The following is a 22,161-nucleotide window of genomic DNA, read 5'->3' as shown; positions in this document are numbered from 1 at the left end:
TCAGTTTTCTCCTTTCAGGTTTGATTAGATGATGACCGCTTCTTCAACAACTTCTACAAGACGGAAACGTTTTGTAGCTGAAAGCGGACGAGTTTCCATGATACGTACGATATCGCCTTCTTTGGCAACATTGTTTTCATCATGTGCTTTGTATTTCTTAGAGTAGTTAATACGTTTACCATAGACTGGGTGGTTACGTTTTGTTTCAACTACAACTGTGATTGTCTTGTCCATTTTGTCAGATACAACACGTCCAACAAGAACTTTACGATTATTGCGTTCCATTGAAATTTCTCCTTCCCTAGTCTATTATTTCGCTTCAGATTGAACTGTTTTGATACGAGCAATTTGTTTTTTAACTTCTTTCAAGCGAGCTGTTTGTTCCAATTGACCAGTAGCAGCTTGGAAACGAAGTTCAAACAATTCTTTTTTCAATTCGTTTTCGCGCTTCGCGAGTTCTTCTTGAGAAAGACCACGAAGTTCTTTAACAAATTCTTTTACTTCATTAAGTTTCATGCCTTCTCCTTATTCTGCTTCACGTTTTACGAATTTACATTTAACTGGCAATTTGTGGCTTGCAAGACGAAGCGCTTCGCGAGCGATCTCTTCAGATACACCAGCGATTTCGAACATCACTTTACCACGTTTAACTGGTGCTACCCAACCTTCAGGTGCCCCTTTACCAGATCCCATACGCACACCGATAGCTTTAGCAGTGTATGATTTGTGTGGGAAGATTTTAATCCAAACTTTACCACCACGTTTCATGTAACGAGTCATGGCGATACGAGCAGCTTCGATTTGGCGGTTAGTGATCCAGTGGCTAGTTGTAGCTTGAAGACCGTATTCACCGAATGCTACTTCTTTTCCACCTTTTGCTTCACCGCGCATTTTTCCACGGAATTCACGACGGTGTTTAACACGTTTAGGTACTAACATTGGTTATTTACCTCCTTTAGTGTTTTTACGAGCTGGAAGAACTTCACCACGGTAGATCCATACTTTAACACCAAGTTTACCGTATGTAGTATCTGCTTCTTCCCAAGCGTAATCGATATCTGCACGAAGTGTGTGAAGTGGAACAGTTCCTTCAGAGTATCCTTCAGCACGGGCGATATCTGCACCGTTCAAACGACCTGATACTTGAGTTTTGATTCCTTTAGCTCCAGCACGCATTGCACGTTGGATTGCTTGTTTTTGTGCACGACGGAAAGCGACACGTTGCTCCAATTGACGAGCAATTCCTTCACCTACAAGGTGAGCATCCAAATCAGGTTGTTTGATTTCGATGATGTTGATGTGTACTTGTTTTCCAGTCAATTTGTTAAGTTTTGCACGGAGTGCATCAACGTTAGCACCACCTTTACCGATAACCATACCTGGTTTAGCAGTGTGAAGTGAAACGTTAACTTTGTTTACTGCGCGTTCAATTTCGATAGTTGAAACTGCTGCGTCAGCAAGTTCTTTTTGAACGAATTTACGGATTGCAAGATCTTCATGAAGGTAATCCGCGTATTCTTTTTCAGCATACCATTTGGCATCCCAATCACGGATGATGCCGACACGCATACCAATTGGATGTACTTTTTGACCCACGATGTTACCTCCTTATTTTTCTGCAACAGCTACAGTGATGTGAGCTGTACGTTTGTTGATTGGTGAAGCTGAACCTTTCGCACGTGGACGGAAACGTTTCATAGTTGGTCCTTCGTTTGCGAATGCTTCAGATACTACCAAGTTAGCTTTGTCCAAACCAAAGTTGTTTTCAGCGTTAGCTACAGCTGAGTTCAAAACTTTCAAGATGATTTCAGCAGCTTTGTTTGGTGTGAATGTCAAGATTGCAATAGCATCGGCTACGCTTTTACCACGGATGTTGTCAAGAACAAGACGTGATTTACGAGGTGAAACACGTACTGTACGAGCCATTGCTTTAGCTGAAGTAATTTCTGCCATTTATGTTCTCCTTATTTTCTACGTGTTTTCTTGTCGTCTGCAGCGTGACCTTTGTAAGTACGAGTTGGTGCAAATTCACCAAGTTTGTGACCTACCATGTCTTCTTGGATGTAAACAGGTACGTGTTTACGTCCGTCATAAACTGCAATAGTGTAACCAATGAAACTTGGGAAGATCGTTGAACGACGTGACCAAGTTTTGATAACTTTTTTCTTTTCGTCGTTAGCTTGAGCTTCAACTTTTTTCATCAAATGCTCATCGACGAAAGGTCCTTTTTTAAGACTGCGTCCCATTTTTATTTTTTCTCCTTTAAATGTTGTACCACAGCGGCTTGCGCTCACATGGAGCGCTACCGAGCTGGCGGATTTCCTAGTTGCTTAGGCGACTAGTTTACTATTATTTCTCGTTGCGACGACGAACGATAAGTTTGTCAGATTTCGCTTTCTTGTTACGAGTTTTAAGACCAAGAGCAGGTTTGCCCCATGGAGTAGATGGCGCTTTACGACCAACTGGTGCTTTACCTTCACCACCACCGTGTGGGTGATCGTTAGGGTTCATTACAGAACCACGAACTGTTGGGCGGATACCTTTCCAACGGCTACGTCCTGCTTTACCAAGGTTTACAAGTCCATGTTGTTCGTTTCCGACAACACCAACTGTGGCACGACAAGTTCCAAGAATCATACGAACTTCGCCTGATTGAAGGCGAACAAGAACGTATTTACCTTCTTGACCCAATACTTGAGCAGAAGCTCCAGCTGCACGAACTAATTCTCCACCACGACCTGGTTTCAACTCGATGTTGTGGATCAAAGTACCAACTGGGATGTTAGCAAGTGGAAGAGCGTTTCCGACTTTGATATCTGCTTCTGGACCTGAAACGATACGTTGACCTACTTCAAGACCTTTTGGAGCGATAATGTATGCTTTCACACCGTCAGTGTAGTGTACAAGAGCGATGTTTGCAGAACGGTTTGGATCGTACTCGATAGTTTTAACAACTGCTTCAACGTTGTCTTTGTTACGTTTGAAGTCAACCAAACGGTAGAAACGTTTGTGTCCACCACCTTGGTGACGAACAGTGATACGACCGTTGTTGTTACGACCAGCCTTGCTCTTCAAAGCAACAAGCAATGATTTTTCAGGAGTGCTTGTTGTGATTTCAGCGAAATCCAAAGAAGTCATATTACGGCGACCGTTTGTTGTTGGTTTATAAACACGAATTCCCACGATATTTCCTCCTTAGATTATTCAGCTTCAGCAGCGAACAACTCGATTGCTTTTGAATCAGCTGTAAGTGTGATGATAGCTTTTTTAGTTTTGTTAGTAAAACCAGTGTAACGTCCAACACGTTTCGCTTTTGGTTTTACGTTGATTGTGTTAACATTGGCAACTTTAACACCTTCGAAAGCAGCTTCAACAGCTTGCTTGATCAAAAGTTTGTGTGCACGAGTGTCAACTTCAAATACATATTTTCCTGCTTCAAGTTGAGCCATTGAGCTTTCAGTGATAACAGGTTTTTTGATAACATCATACAAATTCATTATGCAAGAACCTCCTCGATTTTAGAGATAGCTGCTTGTGTGACAAGAAGTTTGTCGCTATTTGCGATGTCAAGAACACTTGCAGTTGTAGCAGTTGCAACTTTCACGTTTGGAAGGTTACGAGCTGAAAGAGCTGCGAATTCATTTCCTTCTTCAAGGATAACAAGAACTTTAGAATCGATGCTCAATGCTGCAAGAACTTTTGCAAATTCAGCAGTTTTTGGAGCTGTAAATGAAAGAGCGTCTACAGCTACGAATTTGTTTTCAGCAACTTTTTCAGAGTAAACTGATTTAAGAGCTAGGCGACGAACTTTTTGTGGAAGTTTGTAGCCGTATGAACGTGGAGTTGGTCCGAAGACAACACCACCACCACGCCATTGTGGTGAGCGGATAGAACCTTGACGAGCACGTCCAGTTCCTTTTTGACGCCATGGTTTGCGTCCACCACCTGATACTGCAGAGCGGTTTTTAACAGCGTGTGTTCCTTGACGAAGGCTTGCGCGTTGGCTGATGATCACATCAAACACAACTGATTCATTTGGTTCGATACCAAATACTGCATCGTTAAGAACAACTTGGCCAGCTTCTTTACCAGTTTGGTCAAATAATGTTACGTTTGCCATTGTGACTGATTTCCCCTTTCTTTATTATTTACCAGCTTTAACTGCTGATTTGATAGTGATAAGAGATTTCTTAGCACCTGGTACGTTACCTTTGATAAGGATAACGTTCTTTTCTGGAACAACTTGTACAACTTCAAGGTTTTGAATTGTTACGCGGTCGCCACCCATACGTCCTGCAAGGTTTTTACCTTTGAATACGCGGTTAGGTGCAACAGGTCCCATAGAACCTGGACGACGGTGGTAACGAGAACCGTGAGCCATTGGTCCACGTGATTGTCCATGGCGTTTGATAACACCTTGGAAACCTTTACCTTTAGAAGTACCAGTTACGTCAACAACGTCTCCAGCTGCGAATGTTTCAACTGTGATTTCAGCACCAACTTCCAAGCCTTCAACGTTTTTGAATTCACGAATGAAGCGCTTAGGAGCCGTGTTAGCTTTCGCTACATGTCCTTTAGCAGGTTTGTTGCTCAATACTTCACGTTTGTCATCGAAACCAACTTGGATAGCGTTATATCCGTCTGTTTCTACAGTTTTAACTTGAAGAACAACGTTTGGAGTTGCTTCAATAACTGTTACAGGGATCAATTCGCCAGCTTCAGTGAAGATTTGAGTCATTCCCACTTTTTTCCCTAAGATTCCTTTTGTCATGAGAAAATAGTTCCTTTTCTATATTTTTTTATTCAAAAAGTTTTTAACGAGCGTTTTTTATGCTCAAGGTATCAAGCTTTAGATTAAAGTTTGATTTCTACGTTTACACCACTTGGAAGATCCAATTTCATCAACGCATCAACTGTTTTTTGAGTTGGGTTAACGATATCGATCAAACGTTTGTGTGTACGCATTTCAAATTGTTCGCGAGAGTCTTTGTATTTGTGAGTCGCACGAATAATTGTGTAGAGGCTACGCTCAGTTGGAAGTGGGATTGGACCCGCAACTTGTGCACCTGTACGAGTAGCTGATTCTACGATTTTTGCAGCCGCTGTGTCAAGCGTACGGTGTTCGTAAGCTTTCAAACGGATACGGATTTTTTTGTTTGCCATCTTTTTCTCCTTTTCGTCTATTTAAGATAATAGGCTAGCTCCACAAGAAAACCGACGCGCGTTGCGTGGCAATGCAACCGAGCGTGTCGCAACCTCTTGCATCAAAGCTAAGGCTGTAATTTACAGCACCATAATAGAATAACACAAAGCCCCTGCGATTGCAAGGGATTTGTGAGCTTTTTTTCGTTTTTTTAGGATGAAACTGTTTTCCTATTTCATCTTCCTATGATTACTGATTTACATCTATAAAAATCAATCTTTTCTTCTATATAATGTGTGTCATTTTAACCTTGAATGTATCGTCTGATTGATCCACTAGAATGTCCGCCCTTGACTCGGTTTCTCTATAGTATCGCAGATACTGCTCCCGTCTCATCTGATGGCTAGCCAATACAAAAGATGCATCCCGATTTCTCATAGTCGTATCTCGAGCTAAGCGCCTCTTTAATTCGGTCTCCTCATCCGTGTAGAAACAGATAGTTTTGTCAAAGAGTTCCTTGGGTAGAAATCCCACAGACATCCCTTCAACAATCAGAATCGGCTTGGCTCCAGACAAGACCTCGCTAGCCTTCCACGGTTCATCGATTGTTAAGACATCCATACCTGCCTGCAAGGCGAGAATATCTCTCTGTAAACTTGCCAGTTCATGCGCCACTGGGAGACAAGCTGTCACCTTTTGATCTGGCGCTTGCTTTGGTACTACCAGGTGACGTTCTGAGGTGATATAGGGATCTGTTTCTAGTAAATTTACTGTAGTAGAATCTAGGGCTTGATGTAATTCCTGAGCGAAGCTTGACTTGCCTGAAGCCCCATGGCCGTAGATCCCTAGCGTCCTAACTCTTCCCGTTTCGATCTCTGAAACCAGTTGTTCTATCAGGTCTTTTTTCTTCATTCTCTCTTCACCTGCTCATAGCTTTCTTTTCCGTCATTAAGCTTGTCCCAAATCACCACTTGCCCACTTTTGAGGGATTTTTGCACATCAATGATACGTTGATTAGAGGAACCTCGGAACTGGAGCATAAGATTGCGCTTGCTTTTATCATACCGTCCATCGACAAGGATGTCAATCAGCGACAAGAGTTCCAATTTGTCTGGAGTCTCCAGCATCATTTCTTCCCACGTGTAGCCCGTCCAGGACCAGATGTCTTTGTCTGGCAATTCCTTTCGAATTCGCTTAACGAGAGGTAAGAGGATACCTGTATTAAGAAAAGGTTCTCCCCCCAGTAAGGTCAAGCCTTGAACATAGGGCTGGGCAAGGTCTACCATGATTTGTTCTTCTAATTCTGCCGTATAGGGAATGCCTGCGTTGAAAGACCAAGTCGCAACATTATAGCACCCCTCGCAGTGAAACATGCAACCTGATACATAGAGAGAGTTTCGCACACCTTCTCCATCGACAAAGTTAAAAGCCTTGTAATCAATGATTCGCCCTTTACTAAGCTCCTCACTTTTCCATTCACCTGGTTTTGGTGTATTCCATGTCATCCTTTTACTCCAAATCTATCCAATAGCGCTGACTTCTATCGATTGTATTTTCGTAAACACCGCCAGCGGAGAGAATCGTGCGGCGGCTGGCTTCGTTGTCTTCATCGCAGGTAATCAGCACTCGTTCCAATCCTTGCTTTCGAGCCTCTGCTAGTCCTAATCTCAACTGCTCCTTCCCATATCCTTTGCCTCGTTGACTGGGACGGATAGAATAGCCAATATGACCGCCTTCCACAAATAATTTGTCATTCAAGGACAAGCGCAGGGCTAAAAATCCCAAAGGCAAGCCAGTCTCATCAAATGATAAAAATTTGATTGCAGGAACCCAGCCTACTGGCAGGTTGGCAGCATCCTCTTGCTGCTCTACAATCTTTAAACAATCCTCGTAATCCTTTGCTCGCTTCCAAGCGGAGCCCATGCCACCGTGCATATAGGATTTTGCTGCATCGAACTCCGCAATCATCTCTAATATAGCTTCTTTATCTTCCAAAGTTGGTCGTCTTAGCTCCATGCTTCCTCCTTAATCGACATCAATCCAGTAGCGCTCCGTTCCGTTTCGAACATCCTCATAGACACCACCATTAGCTAAGATAACAGCTCGGCTGGCAGGATTTTCCGTACTACAGGTCACAAGTGCTTTTTTGATGTTCTTTTCCTTGGCGACTTGTAAGCCTTGTCGGAGAGCTTCTTTGGCATAACCTTTGCCTCTTTCAGAGGGGCGAACGGAATAGCCGATATGGCCACCATTTTCTAGTAAGTAGTCATTTAATCGGAGACGAAGGTTGAGAAAGCCAAGAGCCTGGCCTGCTACGTCAAAACTAACCAGCTGGATAGCAGGAACCCAGTTTTCAGGAATATTGAGTCCCGCTTCCGCTTGAAGATTTTCTTCTAGCCACTCTTCATAAACAAAATTGTTGGCGTTCCAAAACCCACCATCGTGGGCTGATTGAGTCTGTTCAAACTCTGCCATCATCTCTAAAACTGTTTCTTTATCTGCCAATGTTGGTCTGCGTAGTATCATTTTCACCTCCAATTAAGAGAAAAGTGAGAGCAGACTCTCACTTTTATTTTTTCTTGTTCTTGTTTAAAAACTGTTCTCTGAGGTTGAGCAAGCGTTCTTTTTTACCTGTTCCGCCTTTCGAGTGTTTCTCGTGATAACGGGTCACTTGTGCGCGTCCCTTATCGTCTAATTGGTATTTCCCCATTCCATTTCCTTCTAATTTGTTACTTCATGTCCGGCTGTTTTAATAGTTGAACCGTTCATGTGTTTGACACGCGCAGCGATTTCCTTGTGGCGTCCATTAACCATCGGACGCGCTTGAGGATTTCCCAGATAACCACACGTACGTTTGACCACGTCTACTGTTTTAGGGTCGCTATTGCCACAGTTTGGACAAGCAAATCCTCGCTCAGTTGGTTCAAAATCCCCTTCAAAGTCACACTTGTAGCAACGATCAATAGGAGTATTGGTCCCTAGATAGCCGACACGGTCATAGGCATAGTCCCAAACAGCTTCCAAGGCTTTAGGATTTTGTTGAAGAACTGGATACTCACAATAATGGATAAAACCACCTGACGCACCTACTTCTGGATAAACTTTCTCAAAGTCTAATTTTTCAAACGGCGTTGGATTTTTCCGGACATCGTAGTGGAACGAGTTGGTGTAGTATTCCTTATCCGTGATGTCAGGAATAGAACCAAACTTCTCTGTGTCTAAGCGACAGAAGCGATCTGTCAGACTTTCAGACGGTGTGGAGTAGATCGAGAAATGGTAACCATATTGGTCAGACCACTCTTCCACACGACGTTTCATATCGCGAATAATATCCAATGTGAATTCCTTGGCTTCAGGATTGCTTTCCCAGCTATTTCCAAAGAAGACTGTAGCCACTTCGTACAAACCGATGTAGCCCAGCGAAACTGTCGCACGGCGATTCTTAAAGAGTTGGTCAACACTTTCTTCTTTTCCGAGACGGCGACCGAAGGCTCCATACTGATAAAGGATAGGGGCATTTGCTGGTGTTGCTTCCTTGGTTCGTTCGACACGATAAACCAGAGCATCCTCCGCAATGTTCATTCTCTCGTTGAAGATTTCCCAAAACTTATTCAGATCTCCTTCAGACTCGAGGGCGATACGAGGCAGATTAACCGTCACAACACCTAGATTCATACGACCTGAATTGACCTCAACACCATTTTCATCTTTCCAGCCTTGGAGGAAGGAGCGACAACCCATAGGAACCTTGAAAGAACCAGTCAGTTCGATAATCTTATCATAGGACAAGACATCTGGGTACATCCGCTTGGTTGCACACTCAAGAGCCAACTGTTTGATGTCGTAGTTAGGTGAACCTTCCTCTAAGTTGAGTCCTCTTTTCAGCGTAAAGATGAGTTTAGGAAAGATGGCTGTGCGGTGTTCTGAACCAAGCCCCTTGATTCGGATGGTCAAGATAGCTTTTTGAATTTCCCGCTCAAAACGACTAGTTCCTAGACCAAAACCTAGTGAAGTAAAAGGTGTTTGTCCATTTGAAGTGAAGAGAGTGTTGATTTCATACTCAAGAGATTGCATGGCATCGTAGATGTCCTTTTGGGTTTTCTTCCAAGCATAATCTTCCCGTTTCTCGGGCAAGACCCACTCTTCCGCATCCTTGAGGTGCTTTTGGTAATTCTTCTCCGCATACGGAGCCAAGACTTCATCGATACGGTCAGCTGAGCAACCCCCGTACTGGCTAGAAGCAACGTTAGCGATGATTTGAGAAATTTGAGCTGTCGCAGTCTGGATAGACTTGGGACTCTCTACCTCTGCATTCCCAATCTTAAAACCATTTTCTAGCATGCCTTTAAAATCAATCAAACAGCAGTTGGTCATAGGAGTGTAGGGACTGTAGTCCAAGTCATGATAGTGGATATCCCCTTTTTGGTGAGCATTAGCTACGTGCTTAGGAAGCATTTGCAGCCCAATCGACTTCCCAACAATCCCTGCTGTCAAATCACGCTGGGTGTTGAAGACATCGCTGTCTTTATTGGCATTTTCATTGACAACTGCTTGATCTTTATTGAGAAGTTTATGGATACTAAAGTTGATATCTGTCGCTTTTGAGCGCTCAAAATCCCTTTGTGTCCGATAAGTGATATACTCCTCAGCTAGTGCATACTCTTTGGCTTCAAGGAGTTCGTGCTCTACGACATTTTGAATTTCATAAATCTTGACACCTTGAGGGAAGCGGCTGTGAATTTCAGTCACGATTCTTTCAACTAGACCATTTAGGCGTTTTTCTACTAGAGGCGTAACGTCCATAACCTTTTCCGCCGCCTTGTGGAGAGCCTTGTCAATCTTGTCTACATCAAACACCACTCGTCTACCATCTCGTTTTTCAACGAACAAGGTGGGAACGGTTGCAAGCTTTTCTTCTAATACAATCATATCCATGCTCTTTTCTAAAATGTTGTTCTATGAAGTATTATACCACTCTTAAAATAAAAATCAATATCTTGTGTTAAAAATCCTAAAAATTTTAAAATTCCACAAGATATCGATTTTTTGTTATTTGGATTTATAAAGTTTGAACTCGCTAGTATTTGTCTGAACAAGCTCATAGTTTTCACTGAGCCAGCTCTCTACATCTGACCACAAGGCAACTTTTTGATTGACCACAATCATCTTCGGTTGATTCTCTTTCAGGTCATTCATCAGTTTGGTTTTATTTTCATCGCTTGCAGTATAGAGTGTTGGAGTTGATAGAGAAGTCGGCGCCAAGCGTTCACTTGCACGGTAGAAATCAGGACGATCATCCCAAGCATAGACACGATCCTCAGAACTCGTTTGTTGTTTGACCACGCTAGCAAGACGGTCTCTCTCCTGATAAGTCGTTGGGTGAGAAAGGTAACGACTCACAATAGGAAGAACAATGAGATAAGCAAGGGCAATCAGTGGTAGATAGAAATTTCCTTTAAAGAAAGAAGTTTGTTTCTCGCGTCTTCTTCTACGACGACTCCCTCCCTCCGAAACATCTTCCTTGATTCCTGTCAGAAGGAGCAAGACCAAGAAAGGAATTAGCACCACAAGACGAGTACCGTTGATAGGTTCTTGGGAGAGAATCAAGATTCCTAAAGAAATCAACAATCCCAAGCTAGTAGCAATTGAGAGGGCATATTGCTTGGCTGGTTTTGACTGGAACAAGCCTGCAAAGAGCAAACCAAGGGAACCTAATCCAATAGCAAGCAAACCATAGAAGGCTGCATTTTCAAGCAAATGCGAATTTGAAAAGAGGCTAAGAGTATTTACCGGATACAAGGTCTGGCTAATAGCATCTCCAAAACTACCTGTCCACACTGTATAGTAGCCTAAAGGATAGAATAAGAGTGAAAATCCTAGGGCTGACGCAAAGAACTGATATAGACCATGAACAAAGTGACCTTTAGCTAGATTAAAGCCGATAATCCCCAAGGCCAGTACAGCCGCAAACAAGACGGTTGGGATTGGCGCAAGGAAGAAAGCGAGAGCAAGGCTCATCCCCACTCGTACAAATCCTTTATCATCCTTTGGAAAAGCGAGATAATTTGTAACGATACTCAATGAATAAAATAGGAAAGGCAGGGCTAGCAAGAGAGCATAGCCACCACCAAAAGCGAGGCCTGCTACAAGCAAGTATAAAATAAAGACAAGTCGCTTCGCTTCCTTTTCTTGGCCGGCAAGAGTATCCGCAGCCTTAAAAAGAAAAACACCTGCTCCAAACAAGGCCAACCACTCAACCAAAGCAATCAGAATACTGCCTTGAAAAAGGTAGGTTAGCACATAATAGAGCAATCCCTCCGTCCCAAAATAATCTGTATACATTTGACCATTTTGATGCAAGGCCCAACCGGTATAAAGATCCTGACTTTGTTGCGGACTGACTAAACCAAAAATAAAAGGCAGGGCAACCGAAATGGCTGTGGCCACTAAACTCCAAAGCAAAATACTAAAAAAGGGAATGGGAGCTCCTTCTCGTTTTTCTGGCACTGACCAGTCTTGGTAATGAGATTCTTCTTGTTTCTCATCTATTTTCCCGTATACGTTCATTCAATTTCTCCTATAAGTTTATCTGTTTTAGTATATCAAAATCTTACAGGAATGTCAGCTTGGGATTGATATTTGCTAAATTTCTTATCCAATAGCGCAAAGCGTTCGATTTCACGAAAACGGTGGAAGCGACTATTACTATACTCTCTGATAAAATCATCTTCTTCTAAATTAAGCATGGTTTTCTCCTTTACTTATCTATTCGTAAGAAGACAAAAAAGACCCAGCCTTGGGCTAGATCTTGATGGATAGTTAGAGCATAGGTGCAAACAACTGGACAATTTCCTTGATGAGGCTTTGATACCAGCTGGTTTTGATGGTGTGAGGATAAATTTCTTGAGAAACTTTAAAAATCTCTTCGAAGTCCCTTTCAATATCGATGATAGACTGCGTTCTATAAAGCAAGACGGCATTTTCATAGTGGTGAAGCAAGCTCCGATAGTCAAAATTGATGGTTCCCACGGTGGCCACTTCTCCATCGACAAGCATTTGCTTGCTATGAAGGAATCCCGGACTGTACTCATAAATACGAACCCCCGCAGATAACAAGTCTGGATAGGCTCCTCGAGTAACCAACTGAATAACCTTCTTATCTGGGATACACGGCGTCACAATTCGCACATCTATCCCTCTCAGAGCTGCATTTTTGATACTTTCGGTGAGATCGTAGTCAGCAATCAGATAGGGAGTCGTGATATAGACGTAATCTGTAGCTTGATTGATAAGATTTTGGTAGACCGTTTTTCCAACTTGAGCTCTGTAGATGGGTTTTGGCCCACTACTATAGGGAATACAGAGCCCCATCCCATCTTTGGGCTGATTTTCGAGATGGTATTGGTCAAAGTCACTAATCTCCCCACGGTTGATATACCAGGCAGATAAAAAGAGTCTGGTAAAAGCTTTAACTGCCGGTCCATCCAGACGAATACCGCTATCCTTCCAATAACCAAAGCGTTCGACATGGTTGATATACTCATCGGCCAGATTGATACCACCTGTATAGGCAATTTGACCATCGATAACCATGATTTTACGGTGATCACGGTTGTTATAAGCAACGGTCAAACGTGGAATCACCTTATTAAATTTGTGGGCTTCAATCCCTCGGCCACGAAGCTGGATGGTGTAATCTCCAGGCAAGGTTGCCATACAACCAATATCATCATAGAGAAGCTTCACTTCTACTCCTTGAGCTGCCTTTTCTTCCAAAATCTCCAAAATACTATTCCACATCAAACCTTCTTCGATGATATAGTATTCGAGAAAGATAAACTTCTCAGCTTTCTTGAGATCCTCTAGCATCTGCTGCCACATGCTTTCACCAGATGCAAAAAATTGTGTATCCGTTCGATCATAGACATCGGCATTCGTGTCCATACTGAGGAGTGATTTGATAACGCCGTAAGCTGATTTGTCTTGTTCCTTTAACTCCAAACGGAGAGCTCTGCTATTGTCCTCTCGATCAACCATTGATTGGAGCTGCTTTAGCTGCTTCAATTCCTTTTTAGATAAACGGCGTTCTCCAAACATGATATAGAGTAAGGGACCAAACACTGGCACAAAGGCTACTAACAGCCATGTTACCTTACTCTCAGGATTCATAGATCGATTGACAATCGATACAATGGTCGCTAGGCTCACTAAAATGACTAGAATAATCCAGACAATTGGAGCCATTTGCCCTAGATAGAGAAATAAACCAAAGACGATAAACAACTCTGCCAACATGATGGTAATACTAAAACCATATTTGGACATGAGTAGCTGCATTTTTCTAGCTGTCATACATCCCCTTCCTTTTCTAACATTCTCCTTAACTGCTTGATAAATTAATGTTTCTACTAGTATACCTCAGTTCAGGGGTAGATGGCAACCGTTTACCTTTGCTCAAGTTCCAGTCGTTCCGTGTTTAGATGATTATTACAATTTCAAAGCCAACATATTGACCGTCATACCAGCTGCAGTCCCCATAAGGTAGACGACATCTCCCTCCTTGATAAGTCCATGCTCCAAAGAATAAGCCAGGCCAAACGGTACAGAGACTGACACCATATTTCCATAGTCAGTGACGAGATTGAGGTACTGATCCTCAGCCACACCTAGTTTTTCCATGACCAAAGGAAGAGCACGACTTGCTTGGTGAGGAATGATATAGTCCACGTCTGCCAAGGCTAGCTGTGTTTTTTCTTGAAACTCTTCAAACATGACTGGGATTTTACGAGCAGACAAGAGGAGGATTTTCTTCCCCTTCATGTCAAACATATAGTTGGTCTTCGTCGCTTCAGAGTACTCTTTTGGTTGAAAAGAAGTCAGACCTCCACGAATTTCCGTATCGTGAGCTCCTTCTGACCAAGTACGTTGGAGACTAGCAATGACCCCTCTTCCCTGATGACTTTTTTGGAAAATAAAGGCTGCTGCCCCATCACTAAAGAGTTCAAAACTTTCTTTTTGCTTGGGATTGAGCCCTAAACTTCCAACCTCACTAGACACAATCAAGACACGATTGTATTCGCCCGCCTCAATCAAGTGGGACATAGTCGATAGAGCAGAAATAAAGCTGGTACAGGTCGTATTGATGTCCATTGCTGGAATTGAGAGTCCTTTTGCCACGCGCTCATGAATCAAGGCAGCCATACAAGGAATAGGCTGAACACCAACTGCACTAGCTGATACAAGGCAATCGATATCTTTAATATCCAAATTTGCATGTTCAAGTGCACGGTGGATAGCTCCTTCCGCCAAGTCGAGTTGTGTTTCTTCATTTTCAACTACACGATAACGGGTCTGGTCTTTAAACTGCACAGTATTTTTTGGAAGGCAAATGCCATAACCTGCGATTTCTACATGTCTTTTTACTTCTGTCATTGTCTTTTTTCCTTTCATAAACGTTGAATACGTTTGAGTTTACGGCTAGTATCCCAATGATAATCTGAAAATTGGATTTGAGGAACTATGAACTCTTTTTGCTGGGCCAAGAGTTGGAACTGTGCTAAAATTGCTGTCTCTACGTCCTCATCTCGTCGGCCTAAACAAACTTCCACTAATTTCTCGGAATGTTGCTTAACTTGGTAATCTCCTACATTCTCCACAAAGAGGATACAACGCCTGATAAAGTCTGGATAGATCGTTACCTGCTCCCCATTCTGCCCTTCAAAGTAGAAGATATCATCAGAACGTCCTTCGACCTTGTCAATCCGTGTATAGTAGGAGCCACAGGGACAAGGCTCCTGATTTTCAACCAAGATATCATTGAGCTGGTAGCGATAAACAGGCTGACTACTTCGCTTAAAATCCGTAATCACTGGATAAAAACGGCGGTCATCTAGATACTGCTTTTCCACAAAGATAATGTCTTCGTTGAGATGTAGATTGCCAGCTGAGCAAGTGCAGGCTAGGAAACCTTCTGTCGCCTGATAAACTTGGTCAATGATGGATAGTGAAAAGGCTTCTGCGATCCGTCCCCTATCACTATCTTCCAAGATTTCCGCCACCGAAACGATTTTTTGTGGGTAAATAGCTAACTCTCCATCCTTGAGACGCTTGCTCAATTCAATCAACATCGAGGCTGGCGCCACAATAATCGTTGGTTGATAGTTGTTGAGTCGCTCGATATGCTCATCTGTATGTTTGAAAATATCAAAATACTCTAGACGAATGAGCGCCGTATTGATGGTCTGATAGAGTTCATTATCAGCTCTCAGGAAAAAGGCGATGCGGTGTCCAAAAAGCTGCCCCTTGGGCAACATCTTTGCCAAGATAGCCGCAGCCCACATACTTCGCTCTTTCTCTGTTGTGATAAAGAGCCCCCGATGTCCAGACGTCCCTGAAGACAGACCGACGGCTACTTCCCCTTTAAGTTCAGTGAAGTCACGGGTCTTCTCACTTTCAATAGCTAAGCTCAAGGCTTCATCACGATCCACTCCTTGGGTGTTGAGCTCATTGAAATGTTCCATCATAAAAGCCTTGTCCATATGGTCAAAGTTGCTAGGAACTCCATTTTTAAAGTAGGGCGACTCTCGCTTTAAAAAGTCCATATAGTTAGTTAATTGCTTTTTCTGATAGTTTTCTACAGCTTCTCGAGATTTGAAATGATGAAGCCAACGAGTTTGGATAAAGGTTTTAAGAAAGGTTATTTTTTTCATGTAGGATTGACTCTATCCTTTCTACAGGATCATGGCTAACAACTACCTCAATACCGGCCTTTAAGACTTCCTCCAGAAACTCTGTCCCCCTGATATAGTCGGCCTTATTATCCTGGACCAAGGAAGGAATCAGGTGCATCTGCTTGGTGTAAGGTAAGAGGTCAATTCCCCAACAGAGGTCCGCTGCAATGAGGAGATTAAGGTCTGGAAAATATAAACAGGCTTGCCCCCTAGCATGCCCGTCAACAGAGGCTACTAGGATACTGCCATCTCCGAAAAGATCACAAATCGGACGATAGGGAAAAGTTGAAACTTGCTGGTCAGCTCTGATAATGGTTAGATTTTTCTCAAAAGAAGCTGGTAAAAACTCCTTGAAAATCAGGTCTTTCAACTTGGGTTTTTGGTAGACTTCATATACTTCTTTTGTCAAGATAAAGGTTGCACGAGGAAAGAAACTAGCTCCTCCCAGATGATCTGGATGTAGGTGCGACAGAAGAACATAGTTAATTTCTTCTGGTTTGATTCCCTTCGCTTCCAGCAAACGTGAAATCTGGTCCTTCTCCGTCATTTGAACAGGCGTTCCTAGCCGATAGAAACCATAGCGAAGCCGGGTCTTAATATCGTAATGATAGCCTGTGTCATAGAGGAGATAGCCCTTGTCCCTGTGTTTGATAAGAAAAACACCTGCTGGAAAGGTCATCTTTTGATTCTTGACTCCCTTAAATAGCAAACCTGTGTAGCTGGTACAGTAGCCTGCTGGGAAATAATCAATGCTTTCGATAATCTTGGACATATTGTTCAATCCCTTCCGAAATACTGATTTGAGGGCGATACCCCAAGTCTCGCTCCGCCTTGCTGATGTCCAGCGTCTGACTATAACGGAGCAGATAATAGGTATAGCGTGTCAGAGGCGGTTCACCTTTGAGTTTCAAGACCTTATACAGAAACTCTAAACTAGTAGCAATAACTGAAAGAAGAGGAGCTGGCACTTTTCTGTATGTTATTGGATAGCCCAACCCTCTCAAGGTTTCTTCTATCAAATCCTTAAAGGCTCTTGGTTCCCCATTGGTAATATTATAAACTTCGCCACTAGCTTGAGGGGACTCTAGTGCCAAGCGAATTGCCAGAGCGACATTTTCCACACAGGTCATATCCATGAGCTGACGACCATCTCCTATCAAGGGAATGCCAATCTTCTGACTGAGTTTGAGAACTCGGGGCAAAATACTGGTATCCCCAATCCCAAAAAGCCCACGAGGTCGTAAGATAATACTCGGAACATCGGGATAATCCTTAAACAGCTTCTCCGAAGCCAGCTTACTACGAATGTAGTTGTTCAGATTATTTTCCTGAGGCGCAGCACTTTCTTTGATAGCTAACTGATCTCGAGGCGCAGCATAGATGCTAGGCGAGGACACATAAACCAAACGCTGAATACCAGCCTCTCGGCAAGCATCCAGAACATACTTGGTCCCTAAAACATTTGTCTGGTAGAAATCCTCCCAAGCACCCCAAACGGTAGAAAGAGCACCCGCATGCACAACCATGTCCATACCCTGACAAGCCTGAGTCAGATCCTCTTGCTTGGTCAAATCTCCCTGAAAAAATGCCACAGAGGAGTTCTCTAAAGACTGACCCATCTTGCGATTGCGTCCAAAAGCGCGTACCTGATAGCCCTGCTGACTGAGCTCTTCAACAACATACTTACCTAGAAAGCCCGTAGCACCTGTTACCAATACTTTCTTCATTTTTTACTTCTCCTTGTCCCCTAAGAGCCGATGTATTTCGCTCTTCAGAATCTCTGTTGGCTGATAGATTTGAGCTGCACGACTGAGTTTGTTCAAGACTGGCCAGTCATCTCTAGCCAACAACTCATCAAAGGCACGTCCAATCGCTTCCGTATCCTCTCGTTTAGCAGTCAAGGCAATCCCTGCCTCTAATCCACGAACCGCATAGTCATACTGATCATAGTCATGGGGGAGAATCAAGGCAGGCTTACCATAGATGATACACTGGTAAAAAATACCCGCACCACCATGATGAATCACATAATCCATCTGAGGAATGTACTCCTTATAGGGAAGATAGGATACCACAGAAACATTGTCCATGAGCTCTTCACATTGGAAGTCTTGTCCGCCAAACCCCAGAGTCACAAAGAAGTGACAGTCCGGATGTGCTTCTGCCAATTGTTGTGTCTGATAGAGGAGATTGTCTTTGGCCCATGCTAGCTGAGTGCCACAGGAGACAAGGACCTTCTTATAACCTGCATAAGGAGACAAATCGAAGGGATAATTTTCTGCCCTCTCAATCGAAGAGCCAAAAGGTCCCACCCAAAGGTAGTGCTCTGGAAAACCACTTTTCAGCTCCAACTCTTTCATCCCAATTCCCAAGATGGAATAGGGTGAATAGATGGTTTCCTGACCTTTCTGATTGTAAAGCTTAAAATCGTAACGTTTCAATCGTTCTCTCAATAAAAAGCTTACGATTCGTTTCCCTAAACGGGTCCCTTTTCTTCCTAGCCATTGCTGGGCAGATTGGAAAGATGCTTTTGGACTGCCCATTCCTCCAAAGAAACAAGGCGGTCCATCTGTCGTTTCAATGGCAAACTGTGTCGCCATCGTGGTAATCCAGGGAATATTCAACTGTTCCGCTACAAGTCCTCCAGAGAGGGTTATAAAGTCCGCAATCACAATATCCGGTCGATTTCCCTGCCACTCTTGCACTAATTGATCTGAAACCACATTGATCAAATCAAGGCTAGCTGACAACTGTCGATAAGCAGAAAAAAGGTTTAATTGACCTTCATTGTTGGCTACACGCTCAAACTCATCTACACAATTTTCTAAAATGGGAATCACCTGAAATCCCATCTCCTCTGCGACAGCTTTTCGTTGCGGACCTGTAAATAATCGAATCTCATACAAGGGATCCTTCAACAAGGGTGCGAGTAGATTCAGGGTTGGGAAGAGATGCCCACTTAAAGGTACTACAACCACATCAATTTTGATTTTTCTCATATGTCTAGGATAGCAAATTTTTAAAAAAAGAACTACCAAAATGATAGTTCTTTCCAATATTATTTATATGTTGGGGAATACGTCGCTTCCACTCTACTTAATCCTTAGAAGAGTTCTTTGTAGAGAGCAATGGTTTCTTCTAAAGTTGGCATAAATGGATTTCCAGGTGCACATGCATCAATCAAAGCATTCTTAGAAAGGTAGTCAAAGTCAAAGTCTTTTTCTTGTATACCGAGTTCAGTGAGTTTCTTCGGAATACCTACTGTTTCAGACAGTTTTTCAATTTCAGCAATAGCATAGTCAGCACATTCTTGGTCTGTTTTCCCCTCCACATGGAGTCCCAAAGCCTTGGCTACATTGCGGAAAGCTTCTGGTACACGCTTGGCATTTTCACGCTCTACAACTGGAAGAAGCATGGCACAGCAGACACCATGCGGCAAGTTATATACCGCACCGAGTTGGTGAGCCATAGAATGAACATAGCCCAAACCAGCATTGTTAAAGCTCATACCACCGAGGAAGATGGCATTGACCATCGCCTCACGCGCTTCAATATCTTGGCCATTTGCCACAGCACGAGGAAGATACTCCTTGATGAGTTCAATCGCTCCGATAGAGAGTTTCTTGGTCACATTATAAGCACCTGGTGTTACCAAGGCTTCGACAGCGTGAGTAAGAGCATCCATACCTGTCGCTGCTGTCAATCCTTTCGGTTTTGAAAGCATGAGTTCTGGATCATTGACAGAGATAAGGGCAAGGCTGTTCTTATCAACCATTACCATCTTGACCTTGCGCTCTTCGTCAGTAATGACATAGTTGATGGTGATTTCTGCAGAAGTTCCAGCTGTTGTATTGATTGCAACCACTGGCAATCCTTTTTTAGCAGACTTGTGGAGACCTTCGTAGTCCTGTGGTTTTCCACCATTTGTAGCGATGATGGAAATACAGCTCGCTGCATCCTGAGGTGAGCCTCCTCCAAGACTGATGATGAAGTCACATCCATGCTCTTCCAAAGCAGCCACTCCGTCTGTGACGTTCTTGCAAGTCGGATTTGGCTCCACATCGCTAAAAATCACATATTCGATCCCTTTAGCATCTAACGGTTTTAGGACTTTGGGTAAAATATCACTACCTTCGATGAACTTATCTGTCACCAAAAGGGCCTTCTTATACCCCAGTTCCTTGATATACGGACCTACTTCATTTACAACACCTTTACCAATAAGGTTAACTGCCGGAACGTAAAATGTAGCCATATGCTTTTCCTCCTGCGCCTTTGCGCTATTTGATTATTTACTATAAGTATACGACCTTATAAGAAGTTTTACAAATATTTGTAAGCGTTTTAAGTAAAAAGTTAGTAAAGAACAGCCAGCCACTTTTTCAAGAAAAAAGCTCCAAAAAGATAGCTTTCATCTCATTGGAACTTTTACTTAATCATTATTGCTTAGTTAATACCACTCGGTCAGATGCCTCTCGGTCCATATCATCGATAATCAATTGATTACCATTAACTGCATAAATTTTGACATCATCCCCGATAATGACACGTTGATTTTCTGGCTCAAAGCTGACTTGCTTGATTTCCTTATCTCCATCTGGCTCGACTTCAGTCCATGTACCAGTTTTACCTGTTACAACAAGAGTGATTTGGTCATTCTCATCTTTTCCAGTATAGGTACCATCGATATTCGTAGGTTGAGCTACAGTAGTGTCCTGACTTGAGGACGCCTGTGGTTGACTAGCACTTGTCGCAGCGCTAGAAGATGATTCTTGTTGAGAAGATGATTGCTGAGCAGATTGCTGGGTAGGGGCTTGTGCCTTAGGTCCACAAGCTGCTAAAAGACTAAGAATTGCTAGGGAAGCAATAGAAAGTGTGAATGTTTTCGTTTTCATAGCGATTTCCTTTCTTTTGTGCCAATGTTTTGCTGGAATCGTTTCCAGATATACCTCCTACCTCAAGTATAACAACTTAAGCCTAGAAGGTCAACTAATCCCATCGCTTCCTTGCAAACTCGCTCGGACTTCCGAGATAAAGTAGAGCGAGCCCGTCACGAAAAGCAAGTCCTGATCTTTGGCCTTTTCTTCAAATTCTCTGATAAAACCGCCATAGGAAGAAATCAAATCGTAACCCGCCACATCCTTTTCATCCAGAGAGCCTTGGTAGTCAAAGCCTGTTACCTTAAGTTCCACCTCAGGCAACTGCTTAGATAGATAGCCTAGCATCCCCTGATAATCCTTGCGTTTAAGTGCTCCAAAAAGGATGCGAACCTGGTAACCTTGCTGGATTTTCCCTTGGATAAACTCGACTAGACGAGTCAAGGCTGGCAGATTGTGAGCCCCATCTAGGTAGATTTGTGGACGAATCCGTTCCAATCGACCTGCCCAATGTGTCTCCTTCAAAGCCCGTCTGACAAACTCTTCTTCGACCCTTTCACCTCTTGACGCCATAAACAGAAGAAAAGTTTCTAAAGCCAAGGCGGCATTTTCTTGCTGATAAGCACCTTCTAAACCGATTTCAAGCTGTGAAAAGTTTGCTAGCTTACTTGAAAAATCCCCAGCATTCAAGGTGAAGTCTCGCCCAGCTTGATAAAGTTCGACAGCTAACTCTCTCGCTTTACTTTGACAGACAAGCTCCGCTTCTGGAGTAAGCTTGGCAATGACTGCCTTCTTGCCAGCCTTGAAAATACCAGCTTTCTGCTCGGCTATTTCCTCCAGACTATCGCCCAAGGTCTCCTGATGATCTAGCCCAATCGAAGCAATAACTGCAATCTCTCCTGTTACGACATTAGTGGTATCAAGCAAACCACCAATCCCCACTTCTAGCAGAACCAGATCCACTCCCTGCTCTTTAAAGTAAAGCAAAGCAATCAGAGTCAGTAATTCAAAAAAGGACAACTGGTCATAGGTTTGCAAAAGCGTCTTTTCCATCTCATTGACCTGCTCCGCCAAACGGATAAAATCTGCATCAGCAATCGGTTGCCCATTAATACAGATTCGATCATGGATACTGACGATATGAGGAGAGGTGAAAGTACCAACTTTTTTACCATGAGCAACAAACAACTCCCTCATGAAGGCAATAGTTGACCCTTTACCGTTAGTACCTGTTACGTGGATAATAGGATAAGTCTTCTCAGGATTCCCCAGCAAATCCACAGCTCGCTGCATTCGTCCAAGTCCAGATCTAAAGTTTAAACCAATCCGACTATGCAGCCATTTTTCTACTTCAAACATACATGTCTCCTTAACAAAAGTCCAATCAACTACCGCATCAAAGTATGATTAC

28 protein-coding genes are annotated in these 22,161 nt (G+C 43.1%); all 28 read right to left on the bottom strand.

Features of this window, described 5'->3' with window-relative positions:
• Positions 1-24: 24 nt before the first annotated feature.
• Positions 25-285, bottom strand: a complete 261-nt coding sequence (rpsQ, locus tag HMPREF8578_RS05460; protein ID WP_000440801.1) for a 30S ribosomal protein S17 — start codon at positions 283-285, stop codon at positions 25-27.
• 24 nt (positions 286-309) lie between these two features.
• Positions 310-516 carry a 50S ribosomal protein L29 gene (rpmC, locus tag HMPREF8578_RS05455; protein ID WP_000772918.1) on the bottom strand — a complete coding sequence of 69 codons (207 nt, stop codon included), beginning with the start codon at positions 514-516 and terminating at the stop codon, positions 310-312.
• A gap of 9 nt (positions 517-525) precedes the next feature.
• Entirely contained in the window at positions 526-939 is a 414-nt protein-coding gene (gene rplP / locus HMPREF8578_RS05450) for a 50S ribosomal protein L16 (RefSeq protein ID WP_000960946.1), read from the bottom strand.
• A 3-nt stretch (positions 940-942) separates the two neighbouring features.
• Entirely contained in the window at positions 943-1,596 is a 654-nt protein-coding gene (rpsC, locus tag HMPREF8578_RS05445) for a 30S ribosomal protein S3 (protein ID WP_000529936.1), read from the bottom strand.
• Positions 1,597-1,608: 12 nt separating this feature from the next.
• Positions 1,609-1,953, bottom strand: a complete 345-nt coding sequence (gene rplV, locus HMPREF8578_RS05440) for a 50S ribosomal protein L22 (protein WP_000818137.1) — start codon at positions 1,951-1,953, stop codon at positions 1,609-1,611.
• Between the two features lie 11 nt (positions 1,954-1,964).
• Positions 1,965-2,246 (bottom strand): 30S ribosomal protein S19, encoded by a 282-nt coding sequence (rpsS, locus tag HMPREF8578_RS05435; RefSeq protein WP_000533766.1) that lies wholly within the window; start codon positions 2,244-2,246, stop codon positions 1,965-1,967.
• A 103-nt stretch (positions 2,247-2,349) separates the two neighbouring features.
• Complete coding sequence (gene rplB / locus HMPREF8578_RS05430) at positions 2,350-3,183, bottom strand: 50S ribosomal protein L2 (protein ID WP_000512910.1); 834 nt, start codon at positions 3,181-3,183, stop codon at positions 2,350-2,352.
• A 17-nt stretch (positions 3,184-3,200) separates the two neighbouring features.
• Positions 3,201-3,497, bottom strand: coding sequence for a 50S ribosomal protein L23 (locus HMPREF8578_RS05425; RefSeq protein WP_001055347.1), 297 nt, complete (start codon positions 3,495-3,497; stop codon positions 3,201-3,203).
• Positions 3,497-4,120: a 50S ribosomal protein L4 gene (gene rplD, locus HMPREF8578_RS05420; RefSeq protein WP_000024537.1), complete on the bottom strand. Its 624-nt coding sequence runs from the start codon at positions 4,118-4,120 to the stop codon at positions 3,497-3,499. The genes HMPREF8578_RS05425 and rplD overlap by 1 nt, the downstream gene beginning before the upstream one ends.
• Positions 4,121-4,144: 24 nt before the next feature.
• Entirely contained in the window at positions 4,145-4,771 is a 627-nt protein-coding gene (gene rplC / locus HMPREF8578_RS05415; protein ID WP_000160197.1) for a 50S ribosomal protein L3, read from the bottom strand.
• 83 nt (positions 4,772-4,854) lie between these two features.
• Entirely contained in the window at positions 4,855-5,163 is a 309-nt protein-coding gene (gene rpsJ, locus HMPREF8578_RS05410; RefSeq protein WP_001284513.1) for a 30S ribosomal protein S10, read from the bottom strand.
• Between the two features lie 265 nt (positions 5,164-5,428).
• Positions 5,429-6,055: a uridine kinase family protein gene (locus HMPREF8578_RS05405; RefSeq protein WP_000725977.1), complete on the bottom strand. Its 627-nt coding sequence runs from the start codon at positions 6,053-6,055 to the stop codon at positions 5,429-5,431.
• On the bottom strand, positions 6,052-6,648 hold the full coding sequence (gene nrdG / locus HMPREF8578_RS05400; protein ID WP_000220160.1) for an anaerobic ribonucleoside-triphosphate reductase activating protein: 597 nt from the start codon (positions 6,646-6,648) through the stop codon (positions 6,052-6,054). Before nrdG ends, HMPREF8578_RS05405 begins: the two co-directional genes overlap by 4 nt.
• A 4-nt stretch (positions 6,649-6,652) precedes the next feature.
• Positions 6,653-7,159 (bottom strand): GNAT family N-acetyltransferase, encoded by a 507-nt coding sequence (locus HMPREF8578_RS05395; RefSeq protein ID WP_000423437.1) that lies wholly within the window; start codon positions 7,157-7,159, stop codon positions 6,653-6,655.
• 9 nt (positions 7,160-7,168) lie between these two features.
• Positions 7,169-7,669 (bottom strand): GNAT family N-acetyltransferase, encoded by a 501-nt coding sequence (locus HMPREF8578_RS05390; RefSeq protein ID WP_000603392.1) that lies wholly within the window; start codon positions 7,667-7,669, stop codon positions 7,169-7,171.
• A gap of 43 nt (positions 7,670-7,712) precedes the next feature.
• Positions 7,713-7,853 (bottom strand): hypothetical protein, encoded by a 141-nt coding sequence (locus HMPREF8578_RS05385; protein WP_000521625.1) that lies wholly within the window; start codon positions 7,851-7,853, stop codon positions 7,713-7,715.
• An 11-nt stretch (positions 7,854-7,864) separates the two neighbouring features.
• The gene (nrdD, locus tag HMPREF8578_RS05380; RefSeq protein ID WP_000636181.1) at positions 7,865-10,072 is read right to left on the bottom strand and encodes an anaerobic ribonucleoside-triphosphate reductase; all 2,208 of its coding nucleotides are present in this window, start codon (positions 10,070-10,072) and stop codon (positions 7,865-7,867) included.
• A 120-nt stretch (positions 10,073-10,192) separates the two neighbouring features.
• Entirely contained in the window at positions 10,193-11,710 is a 1,518-nt protein-coding gene (locus HMPREF8578_RS05375) for a hypothetical protein (protein ID WP_001103713.1), read from the bottom strand.
• Positions 11,711-11,745: 35 nt separating this feature from the next.
• A complete protein-coding gene (locus HMPREF8578_RS12565) occupies positions 11,746-11,889 on the bottom strand; it encodes a hypothetical protein (protein WP_000933187.1) in 144 nt (47 codons plus the stop codon).
• Positions 11,890-11,962: 73 nt separating this feature from the next.
• Positions 11,963-13,495, bottom strand: coding sequence for a cardiolipin synthase (gene cls, locus HMPREF8578_RS05370; RefSeq protein ID WP_000126974.1), 1,533 nt, complete (start codon positions 13,493-13,495; stop codon positions 11,963-11,965).
• 135 nt (positions 13,496-13,630) lie between these two features.
• Complete coding sequence (locus tag HMPREF8578_RS05365; protein WP_000141195.1) at positions 13,631-14,575, bottom strand: 3-oxoacyl-[acyl-carrier-protein] synthase III C-terminal domain-containing protein; 945 nt, start codon at positions 14,573-14,575, stop codon at positions 13,631-13,633.
• A 14-nt stretch (positions 14,576-14,589) separates the two neighbouring features.
• Positions 14,590-15,852 carry a F390 synthetase-related protein gene (locus HMPREF8578_RS05360; protein ID WP_000724369.1) on the bottom strand — a complete coding sequence of 421 codons (1,263 nt, stop codon included), beginning with the start codon at positions 15,850-15,852 and terminating at the stop codon, positions 14,590-14,592.
• Positions 15,830-16,645, bottom strand: a complete 816-nt coding sequence (locus HMPREF8578_RS05355; protein WP_000034633.1) for an MBL fold metallo-hydrolase — start codon at positions 16,643-16,645, stop codon at positions 15,830-15,832. The genes HMPREF8578_RS05360 and HMPREF8578_RS05355 overlap by 23 nt, the downstream gene beginning before the upstream one ends.
• Entirely contained in the window at positions 16,620-17,600 is a 981-nt protein-coding gene (locus HMPREF8578_RS05350; protein WP_000757303.1) for an NAD-dependent epimerase/dehydratase family protein, read from the bottom strand. The genes HMPREF8578_RS05355 and HMPREF8578_RS05350 overlap by 26 nt, the downstream gene beginning before the upstream one ends.
• Before the next feature lie 3 nt (positions 17,601-17,603).
• Positions 17,604-18,872, bottom strand: coding sequence for a glycosyltransferase (locus HMPREF8578_RS05345; protein ID WP_002892881.1), 1,269 nt, complete (start codon positions 18,870-18,872; stop codon positions 17,604-17,606).
• Positions 18,873-18,976: 104 nt separating this feature from the next.
• Positions 18,977-20,128, bottom strand: coding sequence for an iron-containing alcohol dehydrogenase (locus HMPREF8578_RS05340; protein WP_000190392.1), 1,152 nt, complete (start codon positions 20,126-20,128; stop codon positions 18,977-18,979).
• Positions 20,129-20,312: 184 nt separating this feature from the next.
• Entirely contained in the window at positions 20,313-20,768 is a 456-nt protein-coding gene (locus HMPREF8578_RS05335) for an SP_0198 family lipoprotein (RefSeq protein ID WP_000853129.1), read from the bottom strand.
• Between the two features lie 90 nt (positions 20,769-20,858).
• Complete coding sequence (locus HMPREF8578_RS05330; RefSeq protein ID WP_000464360.1) at positions 20,859-22,109, bottom strand: bifunctional folylpolyglutamate synthase/dihydrofolate synthase; 1,251 nt, start codon at positions 22,107-22,109, stop codon at positions 20,859-20,861.
• Between the last annotated feature and the right edge of the window lie 52 nt (positions 22,110-22,161).

Origin of the sequence: Streptococcus oralis ATCC 49296, from assembly GCF_000185265.1 — a bacterium.
GTDB classification, from domain to species: domain Bacteria; phylum Bacillota; class Bacilli; order Lactobacillales; family Streptococcaceae; genus Streptococcus; species Streptococcus oralis_BC.
The sequence above is the reverse complement of the archived record's forward strand: the minus strand, read 5'-3'. Positions and strand labels throughout refer to the sequence as shown.

Bases quoted from the DNA above. Each gene is read 5' to 3' on its own strand.
- rpsQ (WP_000440801.1), bottom strand. From the start codon at position 285: ATGGAACGCAATAATCGTAAAGTTCTTGTTGGACGTGTTGTATCTGAC.
- rpmC (WP_000772918.1), bottom strand. From the start codon at position 516: ATGAAACTTAATGAAGTAAAAGAATTTGTTAAAGAACTTCGTGGTCTT.
- rplP (WP_000960946.1), bottom strand. From the start codon at position 939: ATGTTAGTACCTAAACGTGTTAAACACCGTCGTGAATTCCGTGGAAAA.
- rplV (WP_000818137.1), bottom strand. From the start codon at position 1,953: ATGGCAGAAATTACTTCAGCTAAAGCAATGGCTCGTACAGTACGTGTT.
- rpsS (WP_000533766.1), bottom strand. From the start codon at position 2,246: ATGGGACGCAGTCTTAAAAAAGGACCTTTCGTCGATGAGCATTTGATG.
- HMPREF8578_RS05425 (WP_001055347.1), bottom strand. From the start codon at position 3,497: ATGAATTTGTATGATGTTATCAAAAAACCTGTTATCACTGAAAGCTCA.
- rplD (WP_000024537.1), bottom strand. From the start codon at position 4,120: ATGGCAAACGTAACATTATTTGACCAAACTGGTAAAGAAGCTGGCCAA.
- rplC (WP_000160197.1), bottom strand. From the start codon at position 4,771: ATGACAAAAGGAATCTTAGGGAAAAAAGTGGGAATGACTCAAATCTTC.
- rpsJ (WP_001284513.1), bottom strand. From the start codon at position 5,163: ATGGCAAACAAAAAAATCCGTATCCGTTTGAAAGCTTACGAACACCGT.
- HMPREF8578_RS05405 (WP_000725977.1), bottom strand. From the start codon at position 6,055: ATGAAGAAAAAAGACCTGATAGAACAACTGGTTTCAGAGATCGAAACG.
- nrdG (WP_000220160.1), bottom strand. From the start codon at position 6,648: ATGACATGGAATACACCAAAACCAGGTGAATGGAAAAGTGAGGAGCTT.
- HMPREF8578_RS05395 (WP_000423437.1), bottom strand. From the start codon at position 7,159: ATGGAGCTAAGACGACCAACTTTGGAAGATAAAGAAGCTATATTAGAG.
- HMPREF8578_RS05390 (WP_000603392.1), bottom strand. From the start codon at position 7,669: ATGATACTACGCAGACCAACATTGGCAGATAAAGAAACAGTTTTAGAG.
- HMPREF8578_RS05385 (WP_000521625.1), bottom strand. From the start codon at position 7,853: ATGGGGAAATACCAATTAGACGATAAGGGACGCGCACAAGTGACCCGT.
- nrdD (WP_000636181.1), bottom strand. From the start codon at position 10,072: ATGATTGTATTAGAAGAAAAGCTTGCAACCGTTCCCACCTTGTTCGTT.
- HMPREF8578_RS05375 (WP_001103713.1), bottom strand. From the start codon at position 11,710: ATGAACGTATACGGGAAAATAGATGAGAAACAAGAAGAATCTCATTAC.
- HMPREF8578_RS12565 (WP_000933187.1), bottom strand. From the start codon at position 11,889: ATGCTTAATTTAGAAGAAGATGATTTTATCAGAGAGTATAGTAATAGT.
- cls (WP_000126974.1), bottom strand. From the start codon at position 13,495: ATGACAGCTAGAAAAATGCAGCTACTCATGTCCAAATATGGTTTTAGT.
- HMPREF8578_RS05365 (WP_000141195.1), bottom strand. From the start codon at position 14,575: ATGACAGAAGTAAAAAGACATGTAGAAATCGCAGGTTATGGCATTTGC.
- HMPREF8578_RS05360 (WP_000724369.1), bottom strand. From the start codon at position 15,852: ATGAAAAAAATAACCTTTCTTAAAACCTTTATCCAAACTCGTTGGCTT.
- HMPREF8578_RS05355 (WP_000034633.1), bottom strand. From the start codon at position 16,645: ATGTCCAAGATTATCGAAAGCATTGATTATTTCCCAGCAGGCTACTGT.
- HMPREF8578_RS05350 (WP_000757303.1), bottom strand. From the start codon at position 17,600: ATGAAGAAAGTATTGGTAACAGGTGCTACGGGCTTTCTAGGTAAGTAT.
- HMPREF8578_RS05345 (WP_002892881.1), bottom strand. From the start codon at position 18,872: ATGAGAAAAATCAAAATTGATGTGGTTGTAGTACCTTTAAGTGGGCAT.
- HMPREF8578_RS05340 (WP_000190392.1), bottom strand. From the start codon at position 20,128: ATGGCTACATTTTACGTTCCGGCAGTTAACCTTATTGGTAAAGGTGTT.
- HMPREF8578_RS05335 (WP_000853129.1), bottom strand. From the start codon at position 20,768: ATGAAAACGAAAACATTCACACTTTCTATTGCTTCCCTAGCAATTCTT.
- HMPREF8578_RS05330 (WP_000464360.1), bottom strand. From the start codon at position 22,109: ATGTTTGAAGTAGAAAAATGGCTGCATAGTCGGATTGGTTTAAACTTT.